Origin of the sequence: Candidatus Bathyanammoxibius amoris (assembly GCA_024451685.1) — a bacterium.
GTDB classification, from domain to species: Bacteria; Planctomycetota; Brocadiia; order Brocadiales; family Bathyanammoxibiaceae; genus Bathyanammoxibius; species Bathyanammoxibius amoris.
The window spans coordinates 28182-44866 of sequence record JAMXCW010000016.1 but is presented as its reverse complement, the minus strand read 5'-3'; the positions used below and the strand labels follow the sequence as shown (position 1 = coordinate 44866).

Sequence of the window (16685 nt, the reverse complement as noted above, 5' to 3'; positions counted from 1 at the left end):
ATGATAAACAAGATTGCGCACAACCAGCCCCTTACCACCGACGAGGGGCAAGAATACATCGTCTCCGAGACGGGTATAGAACTGATCCTTACCGGCCTCCTTGAGGCCGACACCAGAGTAAACCGCCTGTTCTCCAAGGAATACGCCGAACCGCAGTAGAAGAAATTTGGCCAACGTCATTCTGTGGAAGCAAAGTTTATTGTAGGGACAGCCCTTGCGGCTGTCCGCGGACAGGGACAAGCCCTGTCCCTACGCAAAAACATGCAAAAAGGCGGATGGTTAAAAATACAAGACACTGCCAATTTGACAGCCGCTGGGGGAGGGGACGGAATGTCATATCGCAACTTAATGTACTACACACACAACACTTATACGCACACTCACCCATTGTTTTGGGCCTGGAATTTTGGCACTGGGTTTGCTAACTTATTAGATAAGTTTCAATATAGAAAGAGGAGATAGAGATGCCAGCCAAAAAGATAGTCTTCAACCAGGAGGCCTGGGAGGCCATCCGTAACGGCATTAAGAAGCTCTCAGACGCCGTAAAGATAACTCTAGGCCCGAGGGGCCGGAACGTGATACTGCAAAAGAGCTTCGGCTCGCCCACCATAACCAAGGACGGTGTCACCGTTGCCAAAGAGATAGAGCTTGAAGACCATTTAGAGAATATAGGTGCGCAGATGGTGAAGTCCGTCTCGGCGAAGACCAGTGACGTGGCCGGTGACGGCACCACGACGGCAACGGTGCTGGCGGAGGCAATCTTCATCGAGGGGCTGAAGAACGTAACGGCCGGTGAGAATGCGATGGCCCTGAAGCGTGGAATCGATAAGGCGGCTGCGGCCGTGGTAAAGAAACTCAAACAGATAAGTATCCCCGTCAAAGGACGTAAGGAGATAGAGCAGGTCGGCACTGTCGCGTCAAACCATGACCATGAGGTGGGCAAGATCATAGCCGATGCGATGGAGAAGGTGGGCAAGGACGGCGTTATCACCGTGGAAGAGGGTAAAAGCCTGGAGACCACCGTAAAATGGATTGAAGGGCTTCAGTTCGACAAGGGCTATCTCTCACCGTACTTCATAACGGACCCGAAGGGCATGGAGGCCGTCCTGGAGGAGCCGTATGTGCTCATACATGAGAAAAAGATAAGCACCGCAAAGAGCATCGTACCCGTTCTGGAACAGGTGGCCCAGCAGGGGAAACCCCTGTTGATAATAGCGGAAGACGTGGAGGGAGAGGCGCTGACCCTGATAGTGGTCAACAAACTCCGCGGTGTGCTTAAGTGTGCCGCCGTCAAGGCTCCGGGGTACGGTGACAAGCGCAAGGCGATGCTCCAGGACATAGCCATCCTGACGGGCGGAAACGCCATATTTGAAGACCTGGGCGTAGACATAGAGGGGGTTAAACTAAGCGACCTGGGCAGGGCAAAGAAGGTGGTTATCGAAAAAGAGAACACCACCATCATCGAGGGCGCCGGTGACAGTAAGGCCATACAGGGCCGTATAGAACAGATGAGAAATGAGATAAGCGCGACTACGTCCGACTACGACCGTGAGAAGTTGGAGGAGAGGCTGGCGAAGCTGGCTGGCGGCGTGGCGCAAATAGAAGTAGGCGCTGCGACGGAGAGCGAGATGAAGGAGAAGAAGGCCAGGGTGGAGGACGCCCTTCACGCTACCCGCGCGGCGGTGGAGGAAGGCATACTCCCCGGTGGCGGAGTGGCACTCTTAAGGAGCCTCTCGGCCCTCGACGGGCTGAAGCTGAAGGGCGGTGAGGCTGTCGGCGTTGACATCCTGCGTCGCGCGCTGAGGGCACCCACCTCACAGATAGCTTCCAACGCGGGAATTCACGGGCCGGTAGTCGTAGAAAAGATCATGGACGGCAACGACAACTTCGGCTATGACGCAAGCAAGAACAAATACTGCGACATGATAAAAGAGGGTATCATTGACCCGACTAAAGTTGTCAGGTGCGCGCTCCAAAACGCCGTCAGCGTGGCGGCTCTCCTGCTGACTACGGATGCACTTGTAGGACAAATTCCTGAAAAGAAGAAAGCCGCGCCACCTATGCCCGGCGGATACGGCGGGTATGGAGACATGTACTAGAGAACCCGGTGAAAAAGAGGCGGGCTAACGGCAAAAGGCCCGCGCCTTAATCTTCTTTATCACTACACCCCCCCCGACACGACTCGTCACGAAGAGCCGCTGGCCAGGGCTAAAAAGTTTTTGAATTTTATACCCGGCTATGGTAAACTAACTGTCAAGAGTAGTTTCTAAGTACCGTTAAATGATACTGTTAGGAGGCGATAATGGCGGTGCCCCCCAGTTTCAAGATGGACAAAATCTTCCAGGAATTTATATGCATTAAAAATCCCTTCCACTCCTTCGATACTGAGACCTGGCGACCACCAACCGATGTTTATGAAACGGAAGAGGCATTTATAATAAAAATGGCAGTAGCCGGGGCCAGAGAGAAGGACATCTCCATCGTGCTTGAAGGCAATACCCTGGTGATAAGCGGCAAAAGACTGGACCCTTCGGAACACAAAAAGCTGTGTTTCTATGTTATGGAGGTGAGATACGGATATTTTGAGAGAAGCATCACTCTCCCAAAGTACGTAGATGAAGACAAAATTGAAGCTCACTACAAAGACGGCTTTCTGGCGATCACCGTGCCCAAGTCTCAGGAACCCCGAAGGACAGAAAAGGCCGTAAGAATCTACCTGTAACGCGCCTTGTCCGGTACATCTTTTCAGAGGCAGAAAAATATGGGAAGCAAGGAGAAACCATCTTCTCTGGAAAAAGACAGTAAGATATTACCGGCTCCGGACGACGTCCTTGTACACGATGAGGTTGAAATACCTTCCGAACTGCCGATACTCCCTGTCGTGGACACCGTAGTCTTCCCGCAGATGGTGACCGCCCTCGGCGTCTCCACGGAAAAGGAGCTAAAACTTCTCGATAACGTCCTTACGGGAAAAAGACTTCTGGGGCTGAGCCTCCAGAGGGAAGGGAAGAAGGAAGGGGATGTGCAGCCGGAAGATATTTATGAATACGCCACCGCCGTAATAGTCCTTCAAATGCTGCGGATGCCGGATAACTCGGCAAGGATGCTGATTCAGGGAACCTCGCGCCTCAAGATTGACGAGTTTACACAAAAAGACCCTTACCTCGTCGCAAAGGTACATACCCTTGAGGACGAAGTGGAAACGGGAATGGAAATGGACGCCCTGACCCGCAGCGCTTCGGACCTGTTCTTGAAGATGATATCCATGGCCGCTAACCTCCCCGAGGAGCTGAAGATCGCGGTTATGAACATAGAACACCCCGGCAGGCTGGCAGATATGATTGCCTCCCACCTGTCGATAAGCCTGCAGGAGAAGGAAGAGATACTTGAGACCGTAAACGTAAAGCAAAGGCTGAAAAAGGTGAACACCTTCATCAACCATGAGATGGAGGTGCTGGAGATGGCCAAAAAGATTCAGGGCCAGGTGAGGAGTAAGGTAGATAAGGGCCAGAGGGAATACTACCTCCGCCAGCAGCTCAAGGCCATACAGGACGAACTGGGTGAAGGCGATGAGCGCACCGTGGAGGTTAACGAACTCAGGAAGAAAATAGAAGAGATCAAGCTGCCTCCCGAGGCCAAAAAAGAGGCGGAACGAGAACTGGCCCGGCTCGAAAACATGCCCCCTCAGGCCGCCGAGTATACCGTTTCACGCACATATCTGGACTGGGTTCTGTCGCTTCCCTGGAACGTGAGCACGACTGATAACCTGGACATTAACGCCGCGCAAAAGGTGCTCGACGAAGACCACTATGACCTGAAAAAGGTGAAGGAGAGGATCCTGGAGTATCTTGCGGTGCGCAAGCTGAAGGAGGACATGAAGGGCCCCATCTTGTGTTTTGTCGGCCCTCCGGGGACGGGGAAGACGTCTCTCGGCAAGTCTATCGCCCGCGCACTCGGACGCAAGTTCGTGCGCATATCGCTCGGCGGCGTAAGAGACGAGGCTGAGATAAGGGGCCATCGCCGTACGTACATAGGCGCCCTGCCGGGGAGGATTATCCAGCAACTCCGCAAGGCCGAGTCAAACAACCCCGTCTTTATGATGGACGAGATAGACAAGCTTGGCACGGACTTCCGTGGCGACCCGGCCAGCGCGCTGCTTGAGGTCCTCGACCCTGAACAGAACTTCGCCTTCTCAGACCATTATCTTGAGGTGCCGTTTGACGTCTCAAAGGTCATGTTCATCACCACCGCCAACTTCCTTGACCCCGTTCCCCCGGCCCTCAAGGACCGCATGGAGGTCCTGGAACTGCCGGGGTACACGCAAGAGGAAAAGATATCCATAGCCAGACAGTTCTTAATACCCAAGCAGATAAAGGAACACGGCCTCAGCGAGAAGGCCATAACCATTGAAGACGACGCCCTGGAGACCGTCATAAGCACCTACACAAAGGAAGCGGGCCTGAGAAACCTTGAGAGGACTATAGCCACCCTATGCCGAAAGGTGGCAAAGGAGGTCGCGGCCGAAAAGGTCAAATCTATGACGATAAAGGCGGATTCTCTGGACGAACTTCTCGGACCTCCTGTATACTTCAGTGAGATAGCGGAGCGGACTGCAGAACCCGGCGTTGCTACCGGGTTGGCGTGGACTCCCACGGGCGGAGACATACTCTTTATAGAATCTACCTACATGCCCGGCTCCGGCAAGCTGACACTCACCGGGTCTCTGGGCGAGGTTATGAAGGAGTCTGCCGAGGCGGCTATGAGCTACGTGCGCTCCAAGACAAAGGAACTAGGCATATCGCTTGAGGATTTTACAAAATACGACTTCCACATACACGTGCCCGCGGGGGCGATACCCAAGGACGGTCCGTCAGCGGGTGTAACCATGGCAATGTCCCTTATATCCCTCCTCACGCAGCGACCCGTACTGCCAGAGGTGGCAATGACAGGTGAAATAACGCTAAGGGGCAAGGTGCTGCCGGTAGGCGGTATTAAAGAAAAGGTCCTGGCCGCGAAGAGGGCCGGTATCTCGGTCCTGGTAATGCCAAAAAGGAACGACAAGGACCTCGTAGACGTGCCCGAAAAGATTAAGGCCGATATTGACTTCCACTTTGTCGAGAAGATAGATGAGATGTTCCCCATCGTCTTTGGGACCGCGGAGCAAAAAGACCAGGGAAGAAAAGCGGGAGAAAAGCTCGTAAAGGTGACGTAACGTCAAGATCTTCGGCCCCTCCAGCCAACTGACCGGCGTAACCTTTAATCATAGTTGAAGAGGACTGCCATGGTACGAGTGGTTGACAGGCGCAAGGTGATGGATGAAATCCTGATTGGTCTGACGTATGAAGAGGGCGGCAAACTGGCAAAACTGCTGAAGGAAGCGCAGGTGGAGCGGCAGCTGGCCCTTTCCATCCTGCCCGACCTCGAGTCCATCCTGCTCTATAACGAGATGCGGGAGAGGCGGAAGAAGGAATAGGGGGGTTCCGGTTTTGAAACGTCTCGACCGCCCGGACGGCTTGATTTTGTTGACAGCGCCCCGCATCAAACTATAATACGCAATTACTTTTATAACGCTTTCCCGTTTAACCTGAGGGTTTTTGGAGAGTTCTTAATCCTTTAGACATAAAACCATGGTAAAGAAGCATTACCTATTTACGCCGGGGCCTACGCCTGTACCGCCGGAGGTATCTCTGGCAGAGGCGGCTCCGCTTATACACCACCGCACGCCCGAATTCTCCAGGCTGCTTGCAGTGGTCTCGGAAGACCTCAAAGACCTGTTCCAGACCAGAGAGGGCAAGGTCTACACGTTCACCTCATCCGGCACGGGTGCGATGGAGGCATGCGTGGTCAACCTGCTATCAAGGGGTGACACGGCCCTGGTAGCGCGCGGCGGTAAGTTCGGGGAGCGATGGGCCGAACTCTGCGAGGCGTACGGGGTGAAGACAGTTTGCGTGGACGTGGAATACGGCAGCGCCGCAGAACCGGAGGCGATAGAGGCCGCGCTTGAGAAAAATAAGTCCATTAAGGCTGTTTTTATCACCCAGTGCGAGACATCGACAGGGGTGCAGAATGATATTGAGACCATTGCCGGCATAGTCAAGGGTTATCCGGTTCTTTTAATAGTTGACGCCATAACGGCTGTCGGCGTAAGCCCGTTTTTTATGGACAAATGGCAGGTGGACGTGGCGGTAACCAGTTCACAGAAGGGCCTTATGATGCCACCGGGTCTGGCCTTCGCGGCTGTCAGACCTACGGCGCAGGACGCGATAAAAAAGGCGGGCCTGCCCAGATACTACTGGGACCTCCGTGTCATGGATAAGGCGCTCAAGAAGGACACCACACCCTTCACGCCCGCCGTGTCGCTTGTTGTGGCCCTTAAGACGGCGCTGGAGATGATAAAGGAGGAGGGTCTGGAAAACGTCTGGGCCAGGCACGCACGGCTCGCACGGGCCACAAGAGAGGCCGTAAAGGCCCTGGGGCTGGAACTCTTCGCCCGGCAACCCTGCGATATACTGACGGCGGTCAAGGTGCCTGACGGCGTAGACGGCGTGGCTTTCATAAGGAATCTGAGGGACAAATACGGCGTCAGCATAGCCGGCGGGCAGGTCGAGTTGAAGGGCCGGATATTCCGTATGGCGCACGTGGGTTACATGAATGATTTTGACGTCATAACGGCCATCGCCGCCGTGGAGAAGGGCCTGCACGACAGCGGCTACCCGGTAGAGCCGGGCAGAGGTGTCGCAACCGCGCAGCGTTTGTTAATGGACGACAAAAAAGCCTCTCCTCACGCGGAGAAAAGGCCGCGGGCGGGGGTTACGTCAAATCCAAAGGCTTGAATTTGAATGAATAATGACGGTGGGTTTTATTCCCGTGCGGCGCCTACGGCGATGCCGATCTCTTCGTCGCTGAGGTAACAGGCCGGGTCGGGGGCCCACATGTCGCCGTAATAGGCCTCGGCGCGCGCCCTGAAGTTACCGCCGCAGATGTTCAGCCACCGGCACTCGGCGCAGCGGCCCTTGAGGTGTGGTTTTTTGTCCTTCAGCCGGGCCATGAGCGGGTTGGATATATCGTCCCATATCTCGCTAAACGGCCTGTCTTTCACGTTGCCCAGTATGATGTGCCTCCAGAACTGGTCCGGGTGCACGGCCCCGTCCCAGCTTATGCAGGCGAGGCCCTTGCCAGAACTGTTGCCCTCGTTCATCTGTAGGAGTTCGTAGACCTCGGCGGCCCTCTTCGGGTTTTCCCCCTTCATGCGCAGGTAGAGGTACGGCCCGTCCGCGTGGTTGTCGACCGTCAGCACCTCAAGCTTATGGCCCCGGCCATGCATCTCTCTTGTCTTATCCATAATAAGGTCGACCACCCGGCGCGTCTCCTCGTGGTTGAGGTCTTCCTTTATGAGCTTGGAACCCCTTCCGGCATAGACCAGATGGTAGAAGCATACCCTGGGGATGCCCTCGTTATAGATAAGCTCGAATATATCGGGGATATCCTGCGCGTTCCCCTTGTTTATCGTAAAGCGAAGGCCGACCTTTATTCCTTCGGCCATGCAGTTCCTGATACCCTGGATGGCCATGTCAAAGGCGCCCTCAACGGCGCGGAAGCGGTCGTTGGTCTCTTTCATGCCGTCGAGGCTTACGCCGACGTAGGAGAGGCCGACAGACTTAAGCTCCTTCGCCTTTTCTCTTGTAATCAGGGTGCCGTTTGTGCTTATCACGGCCCGGAGGCCCTTGCTCTTGGCGTGATGGGCGAGTTCGAGGAGGTCTTCCCTCATAAGGGGTTCGCCGCCGGAGAAGAGTATAACGGGGGCGCCGTAGTTGGCAAGGTCGTCGAGCATGGCCTTTGCTTCCTCGGTCGTAAGTTCACCGGGATACTCTATGTCTCTCGACTGGGAGTAGCAGTGTATACACTTCAGGTTGCAGCGCTGGCCCATGTTCCATACCACAACGGGTTTCTTGTCGCTGGAGAACTGGAGGAGATGTGACGGGAGCCGCTTCGACTGCCTGCCGTAGCGGAGCGCATCCGACGGTTCAACGGTCCCACAGTATAATTTAGATATACCTATCATGCAGACACTACCCCTCCTCGATTACAAGCACTTTCTCGTTTATATCACAAAAGTGCTGCTCCGGTCAAGATACCGCTTTCTATACACCTGTCAGGGAAAAAGTACTACTACTCCCCGAACGCGTACAGCGTGCCGCTATCGCATCCCACGTAGACGGTGCCGTCGGAGGCGATTGCCGGTGAACTGGCTATGGAGGCGCCCGTGTCGTAGCTCCATTTGAGTTTGCCGTCAGGGTCGATGGCATAGAGCTTGCTGTCCCACGAACCGACGTATATCGTCCCGTCAGAACCTATGGCCGAGGAAGAACTCACGCCGTCTCCGGTAGAAAAGCTCCACTTCAGCTTGCCGTCCTTGTCCAATGCGTAAATCTTGCCGTCCTTCGCCCCAAAATAAATCGTGCCGTCAGCACCTATGGAGGGGGAGGCGTATATCCAGGACCCCGTCTCATACTTCCACTGCTGTTTACCGTTCGGGTCCAGGGCGTACAGTATCCCGTTATTGGCGCCGAAATATACGGTGCCGTCATCCCCGACAGATGGTGCGGAATCGACCTTGTCGCCTGCGAGGAAGACCCACTTCTTTTTTCCGGTTTTCGCGTCTACGGCATGGAGCTTCCTGTCTCTGGAGCCCACGTAAATGGTACCGTTTGAGGCCACGGCTGGAGAGGAAACCGCTATGCTGTCACCGGTCTGATAAGTCCACCGGGTGACCCCGTCAGAGGTTATGGCGTAGAGCTTGCCGTCCATACTCCCTATGTAGATGGTCCCGTCCGGGCCTATGTTTGGAGACGACAGGATGGCCCCCCCGGTCCTGAACTTCCATCTCTGCTTCATGTCCTTCCCGATGGCATACAGGAAGTTGCCGCTGGTGCCCACGTATATCGTGCCGGCAGTGTCAATGGCGGGTGTGGAAAAGATGTCGCTCCTCGTGGTAAAGAACCACTTGGTATGCCCGTCAGGTTTTACCGCGTACAGGTTCCCGTCCAGGCTCCCAAAATAGATTATTCCGCTATCGCTCACAACAGGCGAAGAGACGATCTGGTCATTTGACGGATACGTCCACTTGCAGTTTGCAGTTTGAGCGCCTTTGTGTTTACTCCTCCCTGTATGTTGCAGGTCATGCTTGAACAAAGGAAACGGACTGCTCATAACCTGTGCCCTGAGTTCGTAGGCGCCTCCACTCAGGGCCAGAACAAAGCCCGTTAAACAGCAAAGGCGCAGCATCCTCCTTACCATAGCATTTCCCATGTTTCTCTCTCCGATACCAACAGATGTTTAATCAGGGGATTATAAGCACCTCCCCTGGTTTAAGCGTTTCCCGGCCTTTCAGAGCCCCCTTGTTCGCCTTGGAAATCTTCTTCCATCCTGACTCGTCTTTGTAGTATGCCTTGGCCAGCTTCCGCAGTGTATCGCCGCGTTGCACCCTGTGGGCGACTCCTAATGAACCTCTCCTGCCGCTGGATGACACCTTCTTCACCACGGGTTTTTGCTGCGGAACAGCCTGGGAGTCCAGGGACGGGATTACCAACTCCTGACCAACAATTAATATGTCTCTGTTCGACAGGCCGTTTGTTTCATAGATTAGGTTCCACTTTGATACGGTACCGTAATACTCTTTTGAGATGTCCATCAGTGTGTCACTGGGCCTGACCTTATGTGCCCTGGGGAAGGCGGCTGCAACCTTATCCTCGACGCCACTCTCCGCCGACGTTACGGCGTCTTCGGCAACTGCCGTGCCGCTTACTCCCATATCACTAGCTGCGACCATCTCCTCAGAAGAAGACGCTATCGCAGGAGGTTCCTCAAAAACCGTTTCCTGCCTTCGTTCTGATAAATATTCAACCACCGATGGCCGCCCATGCCGCGCCGCTTTCAACCTGTTACTCTTGTACAGAACCAGGGCGTCTTCCGCCTCAACAGGTTCACCTTCTCCATAAGCCTCTGGCGGCAAATCTGATACTTCCCTGCCTGGCCCGCCCAGGTCGGGGATCCCTAGAGTCCTTTTATCAACCTTCAGCACCACTTCGGCCGGTCTGGCCGCTTTGGTGCGCGGGGCTTTCTTAACGATAGAGGCTTTCTCGGTCTGCTGCGTCTTTATGGCCTTATCCGGCTTATCACTCCCGATCTTTAGACCAAGAAACACACCCAGCACCGCAAAGCACGCAACTGCCACCCCTATTCCTACCTGTGTCTCCCATCTTCTGATAATGCTCTTTCTTCCTGTAGACATAACGCCTCCTGAAAAACAGTAAAAGGCGCCACCCCAAATCCTTCCGTCTTTCTACGCCCTGCGTGGACGAATACTGCTCCCGCCCCCAAGTAAGCTCTTAATCACTTTCCAGGGGATCCACAGGGGCGCAGTCAAAACTAAAAACACAAAACCAAAGCCCTTCCTTACCGTTGACCAGTAGACAAGGACGGGGCTCGCAACAAATATAGAAGAATACGTACCAACCACCACACCAACCATCATAACAAACGCAAAACCGTGTATCTCCGTACCGCCCAGGAAATAGAGGGACGATATCACGAAGAACGTGGTTACAGACGTTATTACCGTCCGGTTCAAGGTTTGATTTATGCTTTCATTGACCAACTCCTCGCTCACCGTCTTTTTACCGGCCATGTTCTCCCTTATCCTGTCGAAAACCACAATAGTATCGTTGAGCGAATAACCGATGAGCGTGAGGAAGGAGGCTACCATGGCGAGGTTCATCTTGACGTCGCCAAAGATAGCGGGATAACAACCCGCCACGGCTACCGCCCCCATAGCAAAGAGCACGTCATGTATAAGGGCTAAGACCGCGGCAACGCCGAACTTGATCTCGCCGAAGCGAATCCATATATAAATGATAATGGCAAACAAGGCAAATATAAGTGCCAAAACCGCCCTGTTCTTCATCTCTCCGGCAACCGTTGAACCAATACTTACCACCCTCTTCAGCGGATCGGTAACCATAAGGGCCTTGGTCAGGTCAGCCTTCATCGCCTCAACCTCTGTGGTCTTTATACGGATCTTCACAGAGCGATAGGTCTTTCCCGGTTCAAGGGTCTCTGCCAGCGCACCGGCGTAGCCCGCTTTTGAGAGTATGTCCTCTATTCTCTCCTTTATCATGGGTTTGCCAGGGGTCATAAGCACCAGGGATTCAGCCGCTTCCGGCTCTGTGGCGGACCCCTCCGCGCCGGCCGTCTCCGGCAGGTCTTCAAAGCTCACACCTGTCTTTTCATGGAGAAAACTGTCCTTGAACGTATCAATTATGTCGTCACTTATCTTCTCTTGGACCTTGCTGGCGCTTAAGGGGTTCATCTCTATTGAGAAGGACTCGGACGGCGCGTTCAGAGAGATTAGCCGGGTGACACCGAGTGCCGTGAGATGGTCTTTCAGGACCTGTTTTTCTTGAGGGCTGTCCAGTTCTATCCTCAGAGAGGTGTCCGTCAGGAACGTAAACGCGGGGAGCTTGACGGTTTTTTCCATCCCCTCCTTTATCTCGGTCAAAGTGTTCACCGGGCCGCGTATCTCAAGCCGCGAACTGCGTGCTTTTCTCGTCCTCTCTTCTCGCATTATGACGACAACGTCTGTAAAACCCCACCTTTCGAGCTCCAGCTCGAGAAGCTGAGGGTCTACAGGGCTGCTGAGGTCACATTCAAGCCCGCCCCGGGCGATGGGCATCATCCCCGGCGCAACTGCCTGGGGCGCTACCTCTCTCATCTCTCCAAAACTTAGGTTTACCTCGTTAAAGGCCAGACCTGGTATACCCTGGGAAAGAAGTTCCGTGGTCTCAACACGCGCATTTATATCTCTTAAGGTTGGTACGGTAATCTTAAAGCTCTTAGTCGTTACACCGACGGGATAAAGTGATATTATGTCCTCGTTGGTATATCCCATGTTGGCAAGCTGTGCTCTGAGTTCAGATTCCTCTGCCGGGGCCTGCAGTGTCAGCTTCAAAATTGCGGGCGTCGCGCCGAACGCCATATCGCCCAACCGGTTGCCAAGGGCCTTTTTGACGTCGTTTTCCAGTTTCTCGGAGGCCTTTTCATCGCTTATGCCCTTTATCCTTATTCCAAACTCTGACGCCTCTGCCGCAGATACGGTGGCTGTATCCCAGATGCCCTGGACCTCTGCGTTGTCATAGCCTGCGTTGGCCAATGCGTCCCTTACGGCCCCGGTTGGTGTGGGGTCAGCCAGTTGTAGATGTACCAGCGTGCCACCCGTAAAGTCTATATCGTACTTGTCGTTGCCCCGCCACGTAAAGACCGTCAGCCCGATGGCAATCAACACGACCGATGCCAGGGCCGTCACCTTAAAGAAACTGAGGAGTTGCAGGTGTGGTCTCTGGAAGAACTGTAACATCCTGAACGCCTTCATGTCCAGGATCTCAAATATCACCCTGGTAACGAATATGGCGGTAAAGAGGTTGACCAGGAGGCCGATCGTCAGGGTTATACCGAAACCCTTAACGGGACCGGTACCCACGGCGTAGAGTATGAGGGCGGTGATAAGTGTGGTCAGGTTCGAGTCGATAATTGTGGTAAATGCCTTTTCGTAACCGGTCTTCAGCGCCTGCGGTATTGCCTTACCCCTGTTTATCTCTTCCCTGATTCTCTCAAAGATCAGCACGTTGGCGTCTACCGCCATACCTACAATCAACACCAGTCCCGCGATACCGGGAAGGGTCAGCGTGGCTCCTAAAAGTGCCAGGGTCCCTATGACAAGAAGCATGTTTAAACCCAGCGCCATGTTGGCGACCAGGCCCGCGCCAAGATAATATGTCGCCATGAAGAACACGACAAATGCGCCACCCACAAGACCTGCCGTTAGACCGTGTCTGATAGAATCTCTACCCAGGCTGGGGCCTACGCTTATTTCCATTTCCAGGTCAAGGTCGGCCGGAAGGCTTCCTGCCCGCATAATAGCCAGGAGATTATTGACCTCTTCCTGTGTGAAGTTCCCCTCGATAATGCCCCGGCCCGGTATACGCTCGCGGATAACCGGCGAGGAGTACAGTATATCGTCGAGAATAATGGCAAGCGGCTTCCCGATATTCCGCTCGGTGAGCTGGCTGAACTTTGCCTTGCCCTCGGTATTAAACTCAAAGCCTACTACGGGTTGCACGTTCTTGCGGTCGGGATAGACCCTGGACAAATTCTCTCCGCTGAGCTCTATCTTGTTCCGTACCAGGTACCATTCTTCCGTAAGCTCGCCCGTCTCTCCCTTCTTTTTTCCGACCCAATGCTTGTAGTAACCCGCCACGGGTTTACCCTCGAGGGCGTCTTTGTACTCCTTAGAGTCTCTTGGCGCGCCAATCCTGAATTCAAGCTTCCCCAGCCGCACTATCCGCTCCTTGAGCTTTTCTGTCTCGTAGTGGCTGGCGCCCGGAACCTGAATAAGGATGCGGTGGTATCCCTGCTCCTGTATCCTGTACTCCATTATGCCTCTGGGGTCTATTCTCTTCTCCAGTACGTCTATAACCTCCTGGGTAATCCCCGGCTTATCCTCAGCGGGTGAGATCCTTACCTTGTATGTGAGCTCAGACCCACCCCTGAGGTCCAGACCCAGCTTTACTCTACCCCTGGCTATCTCTTCCACAATTTTTTCGGTTATTTTCTTGCCGTCAGCGCCAATTTCCTCCCTGATGATAACCTCTTTGCGGACAGGTTTCCCCATCAAAAAGGTCATCCACGACTTTTCTATTATTTCCCGTTCCACGACCTGCCCGTCGACTTCCTTTATCTTCTCAACCTTCATCACCTTGTTGGTCGGCGGATAAAGGGCAAAGATGGCAACGGCAATCAAGATTACTATAAGTGGCATCTTCCAGCGGTAGATTTCCTTAGGCATTTTCCTCTCTTCTTATCCTCCTCGTCCAGGTGCAGGTTGTCTTAAATCTTACGGGAGTTAGTGGCCAGCTCAGCCCTCACTGTCTTTCTCTCCCTTATTCAGCACAGACGTAACGGCGTCTCTTTCTATCTTTATTTTAATATCTTTGTTGGTGTCTATCAGAAGCACAAGTTCCGTTTCCTTGACGTTAAGAACCGTGCCGTGTACACCCCCACTGGTTATTACCTTGTCGTTCTTCTTTATGCCGGCAAGCATCTCCAGTCTCCGCGCCTCTTTTGTCTTCTGGGGTCTGATGATAAACAAATAGATGATAGTGGCCATTATTAGAAATGGCACCATAGTGGCCCAGAACACAGACGGGTGGACTGGTGCTTGAGCTAGGAAAATCATTTATCGTTCTCCTTTTCTTGGGCCTCAACAAGCCTATTTTTAAAACTGCCAAAGGTTCCGTTAAGGATGGCCTCACGGGCGCCGGACATTATCTCCTGAAAGAAATACACGTTATGCAGAGACACAAGCGTCATAGCCAGTATCTCTCCTGCGAAAAACAGATGTCGCAGGTAGGCGCGGGAGAACGTCCTGCACGTATAGCAGCCACATCTGTCGTCCAGGGGCCTTTGGTCGTTCCTGTAAACGCTGTTAAAGAGCTTTATCTTCCCGCTCCAGGTGAAGGCGCAGCCATTTCGGCCGTTACGCGTCGGCAGCACGCAGTCAAACATGTCCACACCCTTTTCGACGGCGTCCATAATATCTGCCGGCGGACCCACACCCATGAGGTAACGCGGCTTATCCCACGGGAGCTTTTCTATGGTATAATCCAGTACTTCGTTCATAAGATACCGGCCCTCTCCCACGCTCAGCCCGCCCACGGCGTAGCCGTCCAGGTCCATTTCACCCAGGCGTTCCACGCTCTCCAGGCGCAGGTCCTTGAATACACTGCCCTGTATTATACCAAAAAGGGCGTGCTTACCCGGCCTGCGGGCGGATAAGGCGGCCTGACACCTCCCGGCCCATCTACTGGTCCTGAGCATGGCCTCTTTCGCGTCGTCACGCTCACACGGATAAGAAACACAATGGTCAAACGGCATCATTATATCACTTCCCAGAGTCATCTGAATATCCATCACCTTCTCCGGTGTGAAGAATACAGGCTCCCCCGCAACGGGGGAAGAAAATTCTACACCCTCTTCAGAGATCCGGGTAATATTTTTCAGGGAAAATACCTGATACCCGCCGCTGTCGGTGGCAATAGCCCTGTCCCAGCCCATGAAGCGGTGAATACCACCCAAATCCTTCACAACCTGCTGGCCCGGCCTGAGGCTCAGGTGATACGCATTGCATATAATGGCCTCTACACCCAGCTCCTTAAGCTGGACGGGTGTTAACGTCTTTACCGTTGCCTGGGTCCCAACGGGCATAAAGACCGGAGTCTTTATTGTCCCATGGCCCGTTTCTATCTCACCGTATCTCGCATTTGAGCGGCTATCTGTCCCTAATACCCTGAACCGCAAAAAACAGTCTCCCTGCCTGCCCACCCTTCACGGTTCGTGCGCCTCATTAGCCGGCAGGCTGGTACGGGCCCGTTACTGATAAACCTTTACAAACTTTGCCCCGGGGTAATAGTGTCTCAGTATCTGGTACCATTGAGCGCCTTTTTCTGCCATCCCTTCTGCGCCATATTGACACATACCCACACCGTGTCCCCATCCACTCCCGGTAAATTTTATCACAGGGCCGCTTTCCTGCGCGGAAAAGGCGGTAGAGTACAGGACGTTTGGGCCCACCAGGAGACGAAACTGGTTGGCTCCCATTTTCAGCTCTCCACCGTCGTGTTTTATCACTACCGTGGAGCTGTGCCCGCCAGGCCCGGGGTTGGCGGGCACTACGGTGGAGACCCCTTTCAGTCCCGGGTATTTCTTTTTTAGTTTCTCTTCAATATCGGCCTTGTTAATGTCTGCTTCCCATTGGTAGTATTTAGACCTGTCACAGAATCCGCATTCTACGCCACTGAGGGGTGCCAGGCCCTTGTTACCGAACACATGGGCGGCGTCCTCCGTATGCCCGCCGCAGGTGCTGTGGAAATAGGCGGGAAAGAGCTTGCCTTTATAGAACATGACTATACCCTTGGTCTCCTCCACTATCTTGTCAAGTCTCCAATTCTCGTTTGTGGTTCCGCGATAGGCCAGATGCAGGGAGCTGAGTTTCTTGTCGCTCATTTTCATGTCGAGTGCGTAGGTCCTTATGCATATGGCCTGGGCCATCAATGCCTCCTTGTCCCAGTAATTGGGCATCTCGCTCCCCAGGACGCCCCTGATATATTCCTCCACGCTGAGGCGGTTGAGGGCTTTCAACCTGTTCAAAGGCGCTGCGACGAGAGAGACCTCTCCGCGATAACGGGTGCCGTTCAGCTCCACCGCACCGTCCCTGCGGCAAACAAGCTTAACACCGGCTGCGCGAAAACTCTCTCTCCCGAGTATAAACGCGCTGCCGCTGAAAGAGACACTTGTTTCTCCAAGCCCGTTGCCTCTAAGAAGTGTCTTGCCGCTGTTCATGTTAACCAGCCTGTATGGCGCGTGCAGCGCCAGCCTGGCGGTTTTTGCGTCTTTCAATAACACCACCTGCACCTCCGGGGCTTTACGCCAGATGGCCTCGTATTTATATTCAGCGGCTGGTTTCCCGCAGGATGAAAGATAGAGGGTTAATATAATAGGGAGTAACGCCCTCTTCCTGAGTGTGGGGTGGCCGCACTCGCAGTCAACTCTCAGATTAAATCCTCCCAATCATC

Annotated in this window: 12 protein-coding genes; 5 read left to right on the top strand and 7 right to left on the bottom strand. The window is 53.9% G+C overall.

Annotated features, from left to right (window positions below):
• The first annotated feature begins 464 nt into the window (after nt 1–464).
• The 5 genes from groL to NOU37_08660 all read left to right on the top strand — a co-directional run bounded on the left by groL (nt 465) and on the right by NOU37_08660 (nt 6833).
• Nucleotides 465–2099, top strand: a complete 1635-nt coding sequence (gene groL / locus NOU37_08680; GenBank protein ID MCQ4575306.1) for a chaperonin GroEL — start codon at nt 465–467, stop codon at nt 2097–2099.
• A gap of 203 nt (nt 2100–2302) precedes the next feature.
• Nucleotides 2303–2722 (top strand): Hsp20/alpha crystallin family protein, encoded by a 420-nt coding sequence (locus NOU37_08675; GenBank protein MCQ4575305.1) that lies wholly within the window; start codon nt 2303–2305, stop codon nt 2720–2722.
• Nucleotides 2723–2761: 39 nt separating this feature from the next.
• Nucleotides 2762–5212, top strand: a complete 2451-nt coding sequence (gene lon / locus NOU37_08670) for an endopeptidase La (protein MCQ4575304.1) — start codon at nt 2762–2764, stop codon at nt 5210–5212.
• A gap of 69 nt (nt 5213–5281) precedes the next feature.
• Nucleotides 5282–5473: a hypothetical protein gene (locus NOU37_08665; GenBank protein MCQ4575303.1), complete on the top strand. Its 192-nt coding sequence runs from the start codon at nt 5282–5284 to the stop codon at nt 5471–5473.
• 154 nt (nt 5474–5627) lie between these two features.
• On the top strand, nt 5628–6833 hold the full coding sequence (locus NOU37_08660) for an alanine--glyoxylate aminotransferase family protein (protein MCQ4575302.1): 1206 nt from the start codon (nt 5628–5630) through the stop codon (nt 6831–6833).
• Between the two features lie 26 nt (nt 6834–6859).
• Here NOU37_08660 and ahbC read toward each other — a convergent pair whose 3' ends face one another.
• From ahbC to NOU37_08625, 7 genes are all read right to left on the bottom strand, one after another.
• Nucleotides 6860–8062, bottom strand: coding sequence for a 12,18-didecarboxysiroheme deacetylase (gene ahbC, locus NOU37_08655; GenBank protein MCQ4575301.1), 1203 nt, complete (start codon nt 8060–8062; stop codon nt 6860–6862).
• A gap of 107 nt (nt 8063–8169) precedes the next feature.
• On the bottom strand, nt 8170–9309 hold the full coding sequence (locus NOU37_08650; protein MCQ4575300.1) for a PQQ-binding-like beta-propeller repeat protein: 1140 nt from the start codon (nt 9307–9309) through the stop codon (nt 8170–8172).
• 31 nt (nt 9310–9340) lie between these two features.
• Entirely contained in the window at nt 9341–10291 is a 951-nt protein-coding gene (locus NOU37_08645; GenBank protein MCQ4575299.1) for a LysM peptidoglycan-binding domain-containing protein, read from the bottom strand.
• 51 nt (nt 10292–10342) lie between these two features.
• Nucleotides 10343–13900 (bottom strand): protein translocase subunit SecD, encoded by a 3558-nt coding sequence (secD, locus tag NOU37_08640; protein ID MCQ4575298.1) that lies wholly within the window; start codon nt 13898–13900, stop codon nt 10343–10345.
• A 69-nt stretch (nt 13901–13969) separates the two neighbouring features.
• Nucleotides 13970–14290, bottom strand: a complete 321-nt coding sequence (gene yajC / locus NOU37_08635) for a preprotein translocase subunit YajC (protein MCQ4575297.1) — start codon at nt 14288–14290, stop codon at nt 13970–13972.
• Nucleotides 14287–15411 (bottom strand): tRNA guanosine(34) transglycosylase Tgt, encoded by a 1125-nt coding sequence (gene tgt, locus NOU37_08630; protein MCQ4575296.1) that lies wholly within the window; start codon nt 15409–15411, stop codon nt 14287–14289. The genes yajC and tgt overlap by 4 nt, the downstream gene beginning before the upstream one ends.
• Before the next feature lie 72 nt (nt 15412–15483).
• A complete protein-coding gene (locus tag NOU37_08625; GenBank protein ID MCQ4575295.1) occupies nt 15484–16680 on the bottom strand; it encodes a SpoIID/LytB domain-containing protein in 1197 nt (398 codons plus the stop codon).
• Nucleotides 16681–16685 lie beyond the last annotated feature (5 nt).